General features: G+C 66.2%; 13 protein-coding genes. 5 read left to right on the forward strand and 8 right to left on the reverse strand.

Annotated features, from left to right (window positions below; genetic code table 11):
- The first annotated feature begins 33 nt into the window (after positions 1-33).
- The 3 genes from ligA to AC2D9V_RS13750 all read left to right on the forward strand — a co-directional run bounded on the left by ligA (position 34) and on the right by AC2D9V_RS13750 (position 4475).
- The gene (gene ligA / locus AC2D9V_RS13740; protein ID WP_484714654.1) at positions 34-2160 is read left to right on the forward strand and encodes an NAD-dependent DNA ligase LigA; all 2127 of its coding nucleotides are present in this window, start codon (positions 34-36) and stop codon (positions 2158-2160) included.
- Positions 2157-4241: an ATP-dependent DNA helicase RecG gene (gene recG / locus AC2D9V_RS13745; RefSeq protein ID WP_484714655.1), complete on the forward strand. Its 2085-nt coding sequence runs from the start codon at positions 2157-2159 to the stop codon at positions 4239-4241. Before ligA ends, recG begins: the two co-directional genes overlap by 4 nt.
- A gap of 111 nt (positions 4242-4352) precedes the next feature.
- A complete protein-coding gene (locus tag AC2D9V_RS13750) occupies positions 4353-4475 on the forward strand; it encodes a hypothetical protein (protein WP_484714656.1) in 123 nt (40 codons plus the stop codon).
- Positions 4476-4597: 122 nt separating this feature from the next.
- Here AC2D9V_RS13750 and AC2D9V_RS13755 read toward each other — a convergent pair whose 3' ends face one another.
- The gene (locus tag AC2D9V_RS13755; RefSeq protein WP_484714657.1) at positions 4598-5041 is read right to left on the reverse strand and encodes an iron-sulfur cluster assembly scaffold protein; all 444 of its coding nucleotides are present in this window, start codon (positions 5039-5041) and stop codon (positions 4598-4600) included.
- Between the two features lie 61 nt (positions 5042-5102).
- Between AC2D9V_RS13755 and hisI the strand changes: the two genes are divergently transcribed.
- Positions 5103-5474 (forward strand): phosphoribosyl-AMP cyclohydrolase, encoded by a 372-nt coding sequence (gene hisI, locus AC2D9V_RS13760; RefSeq protein ID WP_484714658.1) that lies wholly within the window; start codon positions 5103-5105, stop codon positions 5472-5474.
- Positions 5475-5509: 35 nt separating this feature from the next.
- Here the strand turns inward: hisI and gluQRS are convergent, their stop codons facing one another.
- The 5 genes from gluQRS to gyrA all read right to left on the reverse strand — a co-directional run bounded on the left by gluQRS (position 5510) and on the right by gyrA (position 11348).
- Positions 5510-6364: a tRNA glutamyl-Q(34) synthetase GluQRS gene (gene gluQRS, locus AC2D9V_RS13765; RefSeq protein ID WP_484714659.1), complete on the reverse strand. Its 855-nt coding sequence runs from the start codon at positions 6362-6364 to the stop codon at positions 5510-5512.
- Positions 6365-6440: 76 nt separating this feature from the next.
- Entirely contained in the window at positions 6441-7775 is a 1335-nt protein-coding gene (gene trmFO, locus AC2D9V_RS13770) for a methylenetetrahydrofolate--tRNA-(uracil(54)-C(5))-methyltransferase (FADH(2)-oxidizing) TrmFO (protein WP_484714660.1), read from the reverse strand.
- A 71-nt stretch (positions 7776-7846) separates the two neighbouring features.
- Entirely contained in the window at positions 7847-8224 is a 378-nt protein-coding gene (locus tag AC2D9V_RS13775; RefSeq protein WP_484714661.1) for a DoxX family protein, read from the reverse strand.
- A gap of 114 nt (positions 8225-8338) precedes the next feature.
- On the reverse strand, positions 8339-8632 hold the full coding sequence (locus tag AC2D9V_RS13780; protein ID WP_484714662.1) for a hypothetical protein: 294 nt from the start codon (positions 8630-8632) through the stop codon (positions 8339-8341).
- Positions 8622-11348 carry a DNA gyrase subunit A gene (gene gyrA, locus AC2D9V_RS13785; protein ID WP_484714663.1) on the reverse strand — a complete coding sequence of 909 codons (2727 nt, stop codon included), beginning with the start codon at positions 11346-11348 and terminating at the stop codon, positions 8622-8624. Before gyrA ends, AC2D9V_RS13780 begins: the two co-directional genes overlap by 11 nt.
- Before the next feature lie 192 nt (positions 11349-11540).
- Between gyrA and AC2D9V_RS13790 the strand changes: the two genes are divergently transcribed.
- A complete protein-coding gene (locus AC2D9V_RS13790; RefSeq protein ID WP_484714664.1) occupies positions 11541-11810 on the forward strand; it encodes an usg protein in 270 nt (89 codons plus the stop codon).
- A gap of 61 nt (positions 11811-11871) precedes the next feature.
- Here the strand turns inward: AC2D9V_RS13790 and AC2D9V_RS13795 are convergent, their stop codons facing one another.
- Together AC2D9V_RS13795 and rocF are read right to left on the reverse strand one after the other, a co-directional pair.
- Positions 11872-12903, reverse strand: coding sequence for an ornithine cyclodeaminase (locus AC2D9V_RS13795; RefSeq protein WP_484714665.1), 1032 nt, complete (start codon positions 12901-12903; stop codon positions 11872-11874).
- A 10-nt stretch (positions 12904-12913) separates the two neighbouring features.
- Entirely contained in the window at positions 12914-13837 is a 924-nt protein-coding gene (gene rocF, locus AC2D9V_RS13800; protein WP_484714666.1) for an arginase, read from the reverse strand.

Below are 13837 nucleotides of genomic sequence, written 5' to 3' on the forward strand. Positions count from 1 at the left end.
GCCTAACCTTCCCGGGGAAAGCCGGGGGCGAAGATGGCGGATAAGCCGGTCGAGGTATTGACGGAAGCCGAGGCAAGGGGCGAACTCGCGCGCCTTGCCGCGGCGATTTCAGCGGCGAACACGGCCTACCACACGCTGGACGCGCCCGAGATTTCGGATGCCGACTATGACGCGCTGAAACGGCGGAACGCCGCGATCGAGGCGCGGTTCCCGGCGCTGAAGCAGGCGGATTCCCCGTCGGATCAGGTGGGTGCCACGGTGGCTGAGGGGTTCGGCAAGGTGGCGCACCGGGTGCGGATGCTGAGCCTTGAGAACGCTTTCGAGGCGGATGAGGTGGCCGAGTTCGACGACCGCGTCCGCAAGTTCCTGGGGCATGAGGGCGCGCTCGACTATACCGCCGAGCCGAAGATCGACGGGCTGTCGCTCTCCCTGCGCTACGAGAACGGCGTGCTCGTGCAGGCGGCCACGCGCGGCGATGGCGAGGTGGGCGAGAATGTCACCGAAAACGCCCGCACCATCCCCGACATCCCGCAGCGGCTGACCGGTGCACCGGCCGACCTGCCCGAAGTGCTGGAGGTGCGGGGCGAGGTCTACATGTCCCATGCCGACTTCGCGGCCCTGAACCTGCGGCAGGCGGCGGCGGGCGAGAAGACCTTTGCCAACCCGCGCAACGCCGCGGCGGGCAGCCTTCGCCAGCTTGACCCGACGATCACCGCCGCGCGTCCGCTGCGGTTCTTTGCCTATGCCTGGGGCGAGGTGTCAGCGCCGCTCGCCACCACCCAGTTTGCGTCAATAGAACGGCTCAAGGCTCTGGGATTCCAGACAAATCCTCTGACCGTCCTTTGCGATGGACCCGAAGCGATGCTGTCCCATTACCGCCTGATCGAGGCGCAGCGGGCAACCCTCGGCTATGACATCGACGGGGTGGTCTACAAGGTCGATGACCTTGCCCTGCAGGCGCGGCTGGGGTTCCGCTCGTCCACCCCCCGCTGGGCGCTGGCACACAAGTTCCCGGCCGAGCTTGCCTGGACCGAGCTTCTGGGGATCGACATCCAGGTCGGACGCACCGGCGCACTTTCCCCCGTGGCGCGGCTGAAGCCGGTCACGGTCGGGGGCGTCGTCGTCAGCAACGCTACGCTTCACAACGAGGATTACATCGCCGGCCACGACAGCAAGGGCGCACCGATCCGTGACGGCAAGGACATTCGCGTAGGCGATTGGGTCCAGGTCTATCGCGCGGGCGACGTGATCCCGAAGGTGGCCGATGTCGATCTTTCACGCCGCAAGGACGGCGCGCAACCGTATGTCTTCCCGCGCAATTGCCCGGAGTGCGGATCGGAGGCGCATCGCGAGGAGGGCGATTCCGTCCGCCGCTGCACCGGGGGGCTGATCTGCCCGGCGCAAGGGATGGAGCGGCTGAAGCACCTCGTCTCGCGCGGCGCCTTCGACATCGAAGGCCTCGGCGCAAAACAAGTGGAGATGTTCTTCAACGACCCAATCCTGCCGGTGAAGACCCCCGCCGATATCTTCACACTTGCCGCAAGAGATGCCGCCAACCCCTTGCAAAAGCTGAAGAACCGCGACGGGTTCGGCGAGGTGTCGGCTGCAAAGCTCTTTGCTGCAATCGAGGCACGGCGGACGATCCCGCTTGACCGGCTGATCTTCGGCCTTGGCATCCGGCATGTGGGCGAGGTCGCGGCGGGCCTTCTGGCGCGCCACTTCCACACCTGGGAGGCGTTCGAGACCGCCCTTGCCGCCGCCACGCCCGGCAGCCCCGCCTGGGCGGAGCTGACCTCGATCAACGGCGTTGGCGATGTCATGGCGCAAAGCCTGGTGGATGCGTTCCAGAACCCGGCCGAACGGGCGGCGATGGACGCGCTGGTGGCGGAACTGACGGTCCAGCCCGTGCAGTCCCGCGCGCCCGTGACCTCGCCCGTTGCGGGCAAGACGGTGGTCTTCACCGGGACCTTGGAAAAGATGACCCGGGCCGAGGCGAAGGCGCGGGCCGAGGCGCTGGGTGCCAAGGTCGCAGGCTCGGTCAGCGCCAAGACCGATCTGGTGGTCGCTGGCCCCGGTGCGGGATCGAAGGCCAAGGATGCCGAACGGCTGGGGGTCAGGATCATCGACGAGGACGCCTGGCTTGCGTTGATCGCGGGATGACGCGACCCGAGGCGCTGTTCCCTCTTTTCGCCGGGCTGGAGACGTTGCCCGGCATCGGCCCGAAGGCGGCGCAGGCCTTGCAGGCGCTGGGGGTGGAGCGGCCGAAGGACCTCCTCTACCTCCTGCCGCATTCGGGGGTGGACCGGGCGCGGCGTGCCTCTGTCCGGGATGTGACGCCGCCCGCGACGATGACGGTCGAGGTCGAGGTCGGTATCCACGTCCCGCCGCGCCAGAAGGGCAGGCCCTACCGCGTGCATGTCCGTGACCAGAAGCTGGAATTCCAGCTGGTCTTCTTCCATGCCCGGGCGGACTACCTGCAGAAGCTCCTGCCAACCGGCCAGCGGCGGCTGGTCTCGGGCAAGGTGGAGCTGTTCGACGGGATCGCCCAGATGGTCCATCCCGATCACATCCTGCCGATAGAGGAAGCGGGCGAGATCCCGGCCTATGAACCGGTCTATCCGCTCTCCGCCGGCCTCACGCAGCGGGTCGTGGCGAAGGCGGTGGCCGGGGCACTGACACGGCTGCCAAAGGTCGCCGAATGGATCGACGGCGGGTTGAAGGCGCGCGAAGGCTGGCCGGACTGGACGGCGGCCTTGCAGGCGGTGCATGCGCCAACCGGGGCGGCAGAGCTGGCCTTCACCCATCCGGCGCGCCAGCGGCTCGCCTATGACGAGCTTTTCGCGCATCAGCTGATGCTCTCGATCGCACGGGCGAACCTGCGGCGGGCGAAAGGTGTGGCGACGGTCGGCGATGGGCATCTTCGGGCGAAGGTCCTGGCAAGCCTGCCTTACGCGCCGACCGGCGCGCAGGTCCGCGCGGTGGCCGAGATTGCCGCCGACATGGCCGCGCCCCTGCGGATGAACCGCCTGCTGCAGGGGGACGTGGGGGCGGGAAAGACGCTGGTCGCATTCCAGGCGCTCCTGATCGCGGTCGAGGCCGGCGGGCAGGGCGTGATGATGGCGCCGACCGAAATCCTGGCCCGCCAGCATTTCGAGGGGCTGGCGCCCCTGGCGCGGGCTGCGGGCGTGCGGCTGGAGTTGCTGACGGGCCGCGACCGGGGGGCAGATCGGGCAATGAAGCTGGAAGACCTGGCCATGGGGCGGATCGCGGTGCTGGTCGGCACCCATGCGGTCTTCCAGAAGGACGTGGCCTTCCACGACCTGCGGCTGGCGGTGGTGGACGAACAGCACCGCTTCGGCGTGGCGCAGCGGATGGAGCTTGGGGCCAAGGGAGAGGCCGTCGACGTGCTGGTGATGACGGCGACGCCGATTCCCCGGTCATTGGCGCTGGCGACGCATGGCGACATGGATGTCTCGGTCCTGGATGAAAAACCGGCGGGGCGAAAGCCGATCCGCACGGCGATGGTCAGTGCCGAACGGCTGGACGAGGTGGTGGAGCATCTGCGCAAAGCGGTGGCCGATGGGCGGCAGGCCTATTGGGTCTGTCCCCTTGTCGAGGAATCCGAGGTGGTGGATTACGCCAGCGCCGAGGAAAGGTTCCGCTCTCTGCGCGCGGCGCTTGGGGACCGGGTCGGGCTGGTCCACGGCCAGATGCCACCCGCCGAGAAGGATGCCGCGATGGCGCGGTTCGTGGCAGGCGAGACCGCAGTCCTGGTGGCGACCACGGTGATCGAGGTCGGAGTCAACGTGCCCAATGCGACGATCATGGTGATCGAGCAGGCGGAGAACTTTGGCCTCGCCCAGTTGCACCAGCTGCGCGGCCGGGTCGGGCGGGGCGATGCGGCCTCGACCTGCCTCCTTCTCTATCAGGCGCCCCTGAACGAGACCGGGCGGCGGCGGCTGACCACGATCCGCGACACCGAAGACGGATTCCGGATCGCCGAGGAGGACCTTGCGATGCGAGGGGCGGGCGACCTGATCGGGACGGCGCAATCCGGTCTGCCCCGGTTCCGGGTGGCGGACCTGGAACGGCAGGCGAGCCTGATGACGCTTGCGCAATCGGATGCGCGGAAGCTCCTGAACGACGACCCCGGCCTTGCTGGCCCCAGGGGGCAGGCGGCGCGGTGCCTCTTGTGGCTGATGGATCAGGAACGGGCGCTGCGGCTGATCGCCGTCGGCTAGGGGCTGCTCATCCGCTCGGATGTCCACGAAATGTTCGCGGATGTTCTTAAAAAGTTCTTTACATGCAGCGAGAGGTGTGAGAACAATACAGCAACAAGGATGGAGATCGCGATGAAAGACGCCGTGAAGACCCTTCTCGCCGGAAATGCCCGTTCGGCCTTGGAAGATGCCGTCGGGGTCGTCGCCCTCTTTGTTCTTCTGTTTACCGTGCTGTCGCTGCCGGCCGCGATCTGAGGTTTCTGCCCCGCGCTCTGTCCCCCAAGGGTGACGGCCTTCCCGGCCCCGCAAGGCCATGCCGTCCGCCGTTTCCAGACGCGCCACTGACGCCGCCATCCCAAGGGATGCGCGGCGTTTCTTTATGCGGCGGCCTGGGCGGCCTCCATCGCCTCGCAGATCGCCTCGAGGGCGAGGAGGATCGAGGCGTGGCGGTTCTTGTAGTCGCGGGCGGGGAGGAGGACTTCGTAGTCCTGGAAGGGGGCCAGCGGCACCGGACCGCCGTCCTTCAGCATCGCGCGGAGGGCGTCGCGGGCGGCCTGAAGTTCGGGGAGGGTGCGGCCGATGGCGACCTCTCCCAGCACCGCCGCCGAAGCCTGGCCGAGGGCGCAGGCCTTCACGTCCTGGGCGAAGTCGGCGATGCGGCCGTCCTTGACCACGACATCCGCCGTCACGGTGGACCCGCAGAGGGGGGACCGCCGGCGGGCGGTGCCTTGCGGGGCCGGAAGGCGGCCGAGATGCGGGATATCGGCGGCCAGCGCAAGGATCCGGGCGGAGTAGAGCTTGATGAGGTCGCTGTCGCTCATGGTATCTTCCCAACTGACCCCTTATGTAGACCCGCGCTGCCCGACTGCCAAGGAGAAGCCCATGTCCTTCGATCCTGCCAGCCTGAAATACGATGCCCAGGGGCTGATCCCCTGCGTCGCGCAGGACCATGTTTCGGGCGAGGTGCTGATGGTGGCCTGGATGAACGCGGCCTCGGTTGCGGCGACGCTGGAGACCGGGAAGGTGACCTATTGGTCGCGGTCAAGGGCGGCGTTCTGGGCGAAGGGGGAGAGTTCGGGCCACCACCAGCGGCTGGTCGAGCTGCGGGTGGACTGCGACCGGGACTGCCTGCTGGTGCTCGTCGAGCAGGAGGGGCCGGCCTGCCACACCAACCGGCGGTCGTGCTTCTATACGGCGATCCGGGACGGTGAGGAGGTGGAGATCATGGCCCCTGACCACAGTGGTCAAAACTGAGAAATGCAGCAAAGACAAAGCCTTGCGCGTGGGCGTTAAGGATTTGGTAACCCGACCATCCGGCGGATGTCGGCGGGTGTCAGGCCATCGTCGCGGTATTTCGAGATCGCACGGGCGTCGTCACGCTTGGCAAGGCGCTTGCCCTGATCGTCGCGGATCAGGCGGTGGTGGTGGTAGACGGGCGTCGGCAGGCCGAAGAGGCGCTGCAGGATGACCTGCACCGGGGTGAAGTCGAAAAGATCCTCGCCCCGGATCACATGGGTGACCCCCTGGTCGGCATCGTCGAAGGCGGAGGCGAGGAAATAGGCAACGATGTCCTCGCCCTTGCGGGAGAGGACCACGTCGCCGATGCGGGCGATGGCCTCAGCCGCGTCGATAGGGTGGAAACCCGCGTGGGCGGGGCCGGTTTCAAGGAAGCCCGGAGTGGGGAGGCTGCGGAGTTTTTCGGTTTGTAGCGCGGCGGCGAGGTTGAGGCGGAGCGCGTCGCCGGGTTGGCGGGTTTCCATCCCGCGGTGGCGGCAGGTGCCGGGGTAGACCGCTAAGGCGACGCCTTCCTGCGGTGCGGCAAGGGCGGCGCGGATGTCGGCGCGGGTGCAGGAGCAGGGGTAGAGAAGGCCCGTGTCTGCAAGGGTTTCGAGGCGGGTGTTGTAGCCGGCGATGTGCTGCGACTGGCGGTGGATGGGACCGTCCCAGGAGAGGCCAAGCCAGCGCAGGTCTTCCTGGATGAGGGCATCCCATTCGGGGCGGCAGCGGTCGAGGTCGGTATCCTCCATCCGGAGGAGGAAGCGGCCACCGGCGGCGCGGGCCATGTCATGGGCGAGGATCGCGGAATAGGCGTGGCCGAGGTGGAGGGGGCCGGTCGGGCTAGGGGCGAAGCGGGTTACGAACATGTTGACCGCGCCCTGTGCTTGACCCGGGGCCTCATGCAACCCGGGAGGCCCCGGGCCAGGCCCGGGGCGGGGTTTCTCATGCCCCGAGCCATGCGGAGAAGGCCTGTTTCGCGCGGTCGGTATAGGCCTTGTAGCGGTCCTTCCGGCCCTTGCGGCCGCCCCTGGCGTCGATCGGGGGGAAGAGTCCGAAGTTCACGTTCATTGGCTGGAAGGTCTTCGCCTCGGCCCCGCCGGTGATGTGGGTGATGAGCGCGCCCGTCGCGGTTTCGGGCGGCGGCGGGGGAAGGGTCTTGCCGAGAAGCTCATGCGCGGCCATGCGGCCGGCGAGGAGGCCCATGGCGGCGCTTTCGACATAGCCTTCGACGCCGGTGATCTGGCCGGCAAAGCGCAGATGCGGGTGGGATCTCAGCCGCATCTGGTGATCGAGGAGCGTGGGGGAGTTGATGAAGGTGTTGCGGTGGATGCCGCCGAGCCTTGCGAAGCTTGCGTCCTGCAGGCCCGGAATCATCTTGAAAACAGCGGTTTGGGCGCCGTACTTCATCTTGGTCTGGAAGCCCACGATGTTGTAGAGGGTGCCAAGCTTGTTGTCGCGGCGGAGCTGCACCACGGCGTAGGGCTTCACGTCCGGCCGATGAGCGTTGGTCAGGCCTACGGGCTTCATCGGGCCGTGGCGCAGCGTCTCTCGCCCCCGTTCGGCCATGACTTCGATCGGCAGGCAGCCGTCGAAATAGCCCGCGGTTTCGCCTTCGTGGAATTCGGTCTTGTCGGCGGCGAGGAGGGCGTCGATGAAGGCTTCGTACTCATCCCGCGTCATCGGGCAGTTGATGTAGGCCTTTTGCTCGTCCTCGGTTTCACCCTTGTCGTAGCGCGACTGCATCCAGGCGACGGACATGTCGATCGTCTCGGCATAGACGATGGGGGCGATGGCATCGAAGAAGGCGAGCGCCTCGGCCCCCGTCGCCTGGCGGATGCTTTCGGCCAGGGTGGGGCTGGTCAGGGGACCGGTGGCGATGATCCAGCGACCGGATGAGGGAAGTTCGGTAACCTCCTCATACGACGTGGAAATCAGCGGATGGGCCTTCAGCTTTTCGGTGACGGCGCGGGCGAAGGGATCGCGGTCGACGGCAAGGGCTCCACCAGCGGGAAGGCGATGTTGCAGCGCCATCTCCATCACCAGGCTGCCGGCGGCGCGCATTTCCCAGTGGATCAGGCCGACGGCGTTCTGTTCGTGGTCATCCGAGCGGAAGGAGTTGGAACAGACCATCTCGGCGAAGTCGCCGGTGCGGTGGGCAAAGGTGGCAACCTTCGGCCGCATTTCGTGGATCACCACGGGGACGCCAAGGTTCGCGGCGGCCCAGGCGGCCTCGGAGCCCGCCATGCCGCCGCCGATGATGTGCAGGGGATCACGCATGGGGCCGATGTAGGACGGATCGGCCGGAAAGGGAAGCCGGGGGCTGTGCTGCCCCCGGCCTTGGGGTCAGGTCAGGCCTTGTCGAGGGCGAGCTTGCCCGGGCCGAAGGCGAAGAACATCAGGAACGCGCCGGCGATGGCGAAGTTCTTGAGGAACATGATCATCTGGATCTGGTCGGCGAAATTGTTGTGGAAGAAGACGGCGGTGAAGACGCAGAAGGCAGCACCTGCAAGGGCGGCGTAGCGGATCTGGTAGCCGACGATCAGCGAAAGGCCGAGGGCGATCTCGAAGATGATGGCGGGCCAGGCGAGGAAGCCGGGCAGGCCGACAGACTGGATGTAGCCGGCGGTGCCGGGGACGTCGGCGATCTTGCCGACGCCGGCCATCAGGAAGAAGCCGCCGATGATCAGGCGGGCGATGAGCGGGGAGTAGGTGCGGAGCTGGTCCATGGGTGTCTCGTGCTGTTGCTGGCCGGGTCAAAGCCGGATGCCCGCGATCTTGCACCTTCGCGCGATCGTGCAAATTCGCCAGAATTGCAGGGCTTCTTCGCTTTTTTGCACAGTTCAGCCGCGGAGACGGCGGCGCTGGTCGGCGACGAAGGCTGCGGGGTTGTCAGTCGGCTGGCCGAGTTCGGCGGCCTTCAGGAAGAAGCCGGGGGCGGGAAGGTGCTCGGGTGACAGGCGCTGGCGGAGGAGGGCGGCGCGGAAGGGTTTTCCGGCCGCTGCGTCCCGTTCCATCAGAGCCTCAAGTCGCCCGGTCAGTTCGCCCATGCGAAGACCGAGCTCGCGCGCGAGATCGCCGTAGGTGGTGGTTTCGCCCGCCGCCGCGAGGGCGGCGAGGCGGTCCTCAAGCCTCATCACCCTGATCCGCCACGCGGGCGACCGAGACGACTTCCTCATCCGCCGCGATCGAGAAGACGCGGACGCCGCCTGCCGACCGCGAGCGGAAGCTGACCTGGTCGACCGGGACGCGTATCGACTGGCCGGTGGAGGTGGCGAGCATGATCTGGTCGGAAAGCTCGACCGGGAAGGAGGCGATGATGCGGCCGCCGCGGGGGCCGGGGGAGATGGCCTTGACGCCCATGCCGCCACGGCCCCGGACGGGGTAGTCGTGGGAGGAGGAGAGCTTGCCCGAGCCGCCCTTGGTCACGGTGAGGATCAGGTCCTCAGCCGCCGACATCTCGGCGTAGCGTTCGGGCGAAAGCTGGCCGGCGGGGACGTGTTCCTCTTCGTCGTCGGTGTCATCCTCGGTGATCCCGGCCATGAGGCGGCGCTGCTTGAGGTAGGCTTCGCGTTCCTCGGGTGTGGCTTCGAAGTGGCGGATGATGGACATGGAGACGACGTGGTCATTGTCCGCCAGCCGGATGCCACGGACGCCGGTGGAGCCGCGGGATTTGAAGACGCGGATCTCGGTGGTGGAGAAGCGGATGGCGCGGCCGGCTTCGGTAACCAGCATCACGTCGTCCTGGTCATCGGCTATGGCGGCGTTCACAAGGGTGATGCCCTCGGGCAGCTTCATCGCGATCTTGCCGTTGCGCATGACGTTGGTGAAGTCGGAAAGGTCGTTCTGCCGGACGTCGCCGTCGGAGGTCGCGAAGACGATCTGGAGGTTGCCCCAGTCTTCCTCGGGCACGTCGACGGGCATCAGGGCAGCGATGGTGATGCCGTTCTGGATGGGCAGGATGTTGACCAGCGCCTTGCCCTTCGCGGTGCGGCCGGCGAGGGGCAGGCGCCAGGTCTTCAGCTTGTAGACCATGCCGTCGGTGGTGAAGAAGAGAAGCCAGGTGTGGGTGTTGGCGACGAAGAGCGTGGTGACGACGTCGTCGTCCTTGGTCTGCATCGACGCGAGACCCTTGCCGCCGCGGTTCTGGGCGCGGAATTCGGCGAGGGGGGTGCGCTTGATGTAGCCGCCGGAGGTGATGGTGACGACCATGTCCTCACGCTCGATCAGGTCCTCGTCCTCCATGTCGCCGGACCAGTCGGTAATTTCGGTCCGGCGGGGGACGGCGAAGAGGGATTTTACCTCGCGGAGTTCGTCGGAGATGATCGCCATGATCCGGTCGCGGGAGCCGAGGATGTCGAGGTAGTCCTTGATCTTGGCGGCGAGCTCTTCGAGTTCGTCGGTGACTTCCTTCACGCCCAAGGCGGTCAGGCGCTGGAGGCGCAAATCAAGGATCGCGCGGGCCTGCGCTTCGGAGAGGTTGTAGGTGCCGTCGTCGTTGATCGTGTGGCTGGGGTCGTCGATCAGCTTGATGTAGGCGGCGATATCCTGCGCGGGCCAGCGGCGGGTCATCAGCTTGTCGCGCGCTTGCGCCGCGTCTGCAGAGGCGCGGATGGTGCGGACGACCTCGTCCACGTTGGACACCGCGACGGCGAGGCCGCAGAGGATGTGGCTGCGTTCGCGGGCTTTCCGTAGTTCGAAGGCGGTGCGGCGTGCGACAACTTCCTCGCGGAAGGTGATGAAATGGCTAAGAAAATCGCGTAGGGTGAGCTGTTCCGGGCGGCCCCCGTTCAGCGCAAGCATGTTGCAGCCGAACGAAACCTGCATGCTTGAGAAGCGGAAAAGCTGGTTCAGCACCACGTCGGGCGTGGCGTCGCGCTTCAGCTCGATCACGACGCGGACGCCGATCCGGTCGGATTCGTCGGCGATCCCGGCGATGCCTTCCACCCGCTTCTCCCGCACGAGTTCCGCGATTTTTTCGATCATCGTGGCCTTGTTGACCTGGTAGGGCACCTCGTCGATGACGATGGCCCAGCGGTCCTTGCGGATTTCCTCGACATGGGTCTTGGCGCGGATGATGACGGAGCCACGCCCTTCAAGATACGCTTTCCGCGCACCGGAGCGGCCGAGGATCTGCCCGCCCGTGGGGAAGTCGGGGGCGGGGATGATCTCCATCAGCTGTTCCATGCTGATGTCGGGGTTTTCGATCAGCGCCAGCGTGCCGTCGATCACCTCGCCCAGGTTATGCGGCGGGATGTTGGTCGCCATGCCGACCGCGATCCCGCCGGCACCATTGACCAGCATGTTCGGGAAGCGGGCGGGCAGGACGGTGGGTTCCTTGTCCTTGCCGTCGTAATTGTCCTGGAAATCGACGGTTTCCTTGTCGATATCGGCCAGCAGGAAGGCGGCGGGCTTGTCCATCCGCACTTCGGTGTAGCGCATGGCGGCGGCGTTATCGCCGTCCATCGAGCCAAAGTTGCCCTGCCCGTCGAGGAGGGGCAGCGACATGGAGAAGGGCTGCGCCATGCGCACCAGCGCATCATAGATCGCGCTGTCGCCGTGGGGGTGATATTTCCCCATCGTATCGCCCACGGGACGGGCCGATTTGCGGTAGGCCTTGTCGTGCGTGTTCCCCGATTCCTGCATCGCAAAAAGGATGCGGCGGTGCACGGGTTTCAGGCCGTCGCGCAGGTCCGGAATTGCCCGGGAAACGATCACGCTCATCGCGTAGTCGAGATAGGCGGTGCGCATCTCGGTGGCGATGTCGATCTGCGGGCCGTGATGCCCGCCGGGGTTGACCGGGCGTTCCGGATTTTCTTCAGTGTTTTCAGGAGTTTCCGGGGTATCGGCCACGGTGCGCTGCGCCTTCGGTCTGGGAACAATATCTAGCTGTCGGAAGTTTACACCATCCAAGCTATGGGGTGCAATGGCAGGCGACGACGACGCTGGCAGCCATCAGGTTTGAGTGACAACACACTGTTTTCGTTGAAAATTAATCTGGCCGTGTCATGATTCTGTCATGCGCAACCAGAAAGGGGGTCATGAATGCCCGGGCGCGAGACGGAACTGATGCTGAAAGGCTATGGCCTGACCACGGCCGAGCTTTACTACCGGATGCCGGATTATCGCAGTGTTCTCAACAGCTTCATCTGGCAGGACTACGATCTGGCTCCGGATTACCCGGAACTTTTCCGGTTCATCGAATTCTGGCAGGAAAAGATCGAAGGGCCGCTGCATTCGGTGAGGTTTACGCACAGGAAGCTGATTGCTCCGGGCGAATGGCGCAACGTGGTGGGCGAGTTCCGGCTGCATTGAGGGTGTACGAACCTACTGCGAAGGTTCATGGTCAAGTTTTCGCAGAAAACTTGTGCATCCGTCAGGCGGCGCGCAGGAGCATCCCGAAAAGGTCGCGCGGGTCGTCGGGATCGGCGATCATGTCGAGCATCGTGCCAAGGCCGGTTTCGGCCAGTTTCGAGCGGACGTAGCGCAGGGCCGAGAAGTCCTCGATGGCGAAGCCGACGCTATCGAAGAGCGTGACCTGATCGGCGGATGTGCGGCCCGGCGCTTGGCCGGCCATGACCTGCCAGAGCTCGGTGACCGGATGGTCCGGGGCAAGCTGCTGGATCTCGCCCTCGATGCGGGTCTGGGGCGGGTATTCGACGAAGATCGACGAGCGCAGAAGAATGTCGCGGTGAAGCTCGGTCTTGCCCGGGCAGTCGCCGCCGACGCCGTTGATGTGGACGCCACTGCCCACCATGTTGTCGGTCAGGATCGTGGCATACTGCTTGTCGGCGGTGACGGTGGTGATGATCTGCGACCCGAGGATCGCCTCTTCCGCCGTGCGGCAGGGGGTGACTTTCAGGCCGCGCCCGGCGAGGTTCTTGACGCATTTCGCGGTGGCGGCGGGGTCGATGTCGTAGAGGCGGACTTCGGTAAGGCCGCAGATCGCGCGGAAGGCCAGGGCTTGGAATTCGGCCTGCGCGCCGTTGCCGATCAGCGCCATGGTGGTGGAGCCTTTCGGGGCGAGCCATTTCGCGGCCATCGCAGAAGTCGCTGCCGTGCGGAGCGCGGTGAGGATCGTCATTTCCGAGAGAAGCAGGGGATAACCCGTCGCCACGTCCGCCAATAGCCCGAAGGCGGTGACGGTCTGCAGGCCGCGCTTCATGTTCTCGGGGTGGCCGTTCACGTATTTGAAGCCGTAGGTCTCGCCATCCGAGGTGGGCATGAGCTCGATCACGCCGATGTCGGAGTGGCTGGCCACGCGCGGAGTCTTGTCGAACTGGGGCCAGCGGAGGAAATCGGCCTCGATCTCGGCGGCGAGGTCGATCAGCACGCGGTCGATGCCGATGTGGTGGACCAGTTTCATCATGTGGTCGACCGAGACGAAGGGGACGAGGTTCAGGGTCATATTGCTCGTCTCATTTCGCTCTGGTGGGCCGGTCGAAGACCTTCTTGCCCATGAGGGACCCCACAAGGTCCACCATCAGGCGGGCGGTCATGCCGCGGTCGTCGAGGAAGGGGTTCAGCTCGACAAGGTCAAGCGAGGTGACGAGGGCGGACTCGTGGAGGAGTTCCATGACGAGATGCGCCTCGCGGTGGGTGATACCGCCCGGAACGGTGGTGCCGACGGCGGGGGCGATGGTGGGGTCTAGGAAATCGACGTCGAGCGAGACATGCAGCATTCCGCCCTCGGCCCGGCATTTCGACAGGAACGCGCGGAGTGGGGCGACGATGCCGTGTTCGTCGATGACGCGCATGTCGTTTACGTGGATGTCGCGTTCCTGCATCGCGGCCTGTTCGGCGGGGTCGACCGAGCGGATGCCGAACATGCAGATGCGGCGGGCGGGGACGGGGGCGGGGAAGGGCGGGAAGGCGTCAAACCCCTCACGCCCGTTGATGTAGGCCAGGGGCGTGCCGTGAAGGTTGCCGGAGGTCGTGGTGAGGGGCGTATGGAAATCGGAATGCGCGTCAAGCCAGAGGAGGAACAGCGGGCGGCCCTGGCGGTGGGCGAAAGCGGCGGCGGCGGCGGCCGAGCCGAGGGCGAGCGAATGGTCGCCGCCCATGATGATCGGAAAGCCGCCCTGGGAGAGGGCGTCGTCGACGCGGTCGGTCAGGACCTCGCACCAGCCGAGCGTTTCGGCCAGGGAATGGACGGCGGGGTTGGGGCAGGTGGGCTGGGTCAGGGGGGGAAGGGCAAGGTCGCCCCAATCCTCGACACTGTGGCCTTCGGCGGCGATCTCGCGCGCAAGGCCGGCGACGCGGTAGGCGGAGGGGCCCATGAGGCAGCCGGGGCGTTTCTGTCCGGAATCGATGGGGGCACCGATGAGGATGGTCTTGGGCAT

It is taken from the genome of Tabrizicola sp. T46, assembly GCF_057219895.1.

Bases quoted from the DNA above. Each gene is read 5' to 3' on its own strand.
- AC2D9V_RS13775 (WP_484714661.1), bottom strand. From the start codon at position 8,224: ATGGACCAGCTCCGCACCTACTCCCCGCTCATCGCCCGCCTGATCATC.
- rocF (WP_484714666.1), bottom strand. From the start codon at position 13,837: ATGCCCAAGACCATCCTCATCGGTGCCCCCATCGATTCCGGACAGAAA.
- AC2D9V_RS13755 (WP_484714657.1), bottom strand. From the start codon at position 5,041: ATGAGCGACAGCGACCTCATCAAGCTCTACTCCGCCCGGATCCTTGCG.
- AC2D9V_RS13795 (WP_484714665.1), bottom strand. From the start codon at position 12,903: ATGACCCTGAACCTCGTCCCCTTCGTCTCGGTCGACCACATGATGAAA.
- AC2D9V_RS13750 (WP_484714656.1), top strand. From the start codon at position 4,353: ATGAAAGACGCCGTGAAGACCCTTCTCGCCGGAAATGCCCGTTCGGCC.
- ligA (WP_484714654.1), top strand. From the start codon at position 34: ATGGCGGATAAGCCGGTCGAGGTATTGACGGAAGCCGAGGCAAGGGGC.
- gluQRS (WP_484714659.1), bottom strand. From the start codon at position 6,364: ATGTTCGTAACCCGCTTCGCCCCTAGCCCGACCGGCCCCCTCCACCTC.
- hisI (WP_484714658.1), top strand. From the start codon at position 5,103: ATGTCCTTCGATCCTGCCAGCCTGAAATACGATGCCCAGGGGCTGATC.
- recG (WP_484714655.1), top strand. From the start codon at position 2,157: ATGACGCGACCCGAGGCGCTGTTCCCTCTTTTCGCCGGGCTGGAGACG.
- trmFO (WP_484714660.1), bottom strand. From the start codon at position 7,775: ATGCGTGATCCCCTGCACATCATCGGCGGCGGCATGGCGGGCTCCGAG.
- AC2D9V_RS13780 (WP_484714662.1), bottom strand. From the start codon at position 8,632: ATGAGGCTTGAGGACCGCCTCGCCGCCCTCGCGGCGGCGGGCGAAACC.
- AC2D9V_RS13790 (WP_484714664.1), top strand. From the start codon at position 11,541: ATGCCCGGGCGCGAGACGGAACTGATGCTGAAAGGCTATGGCCTGACC.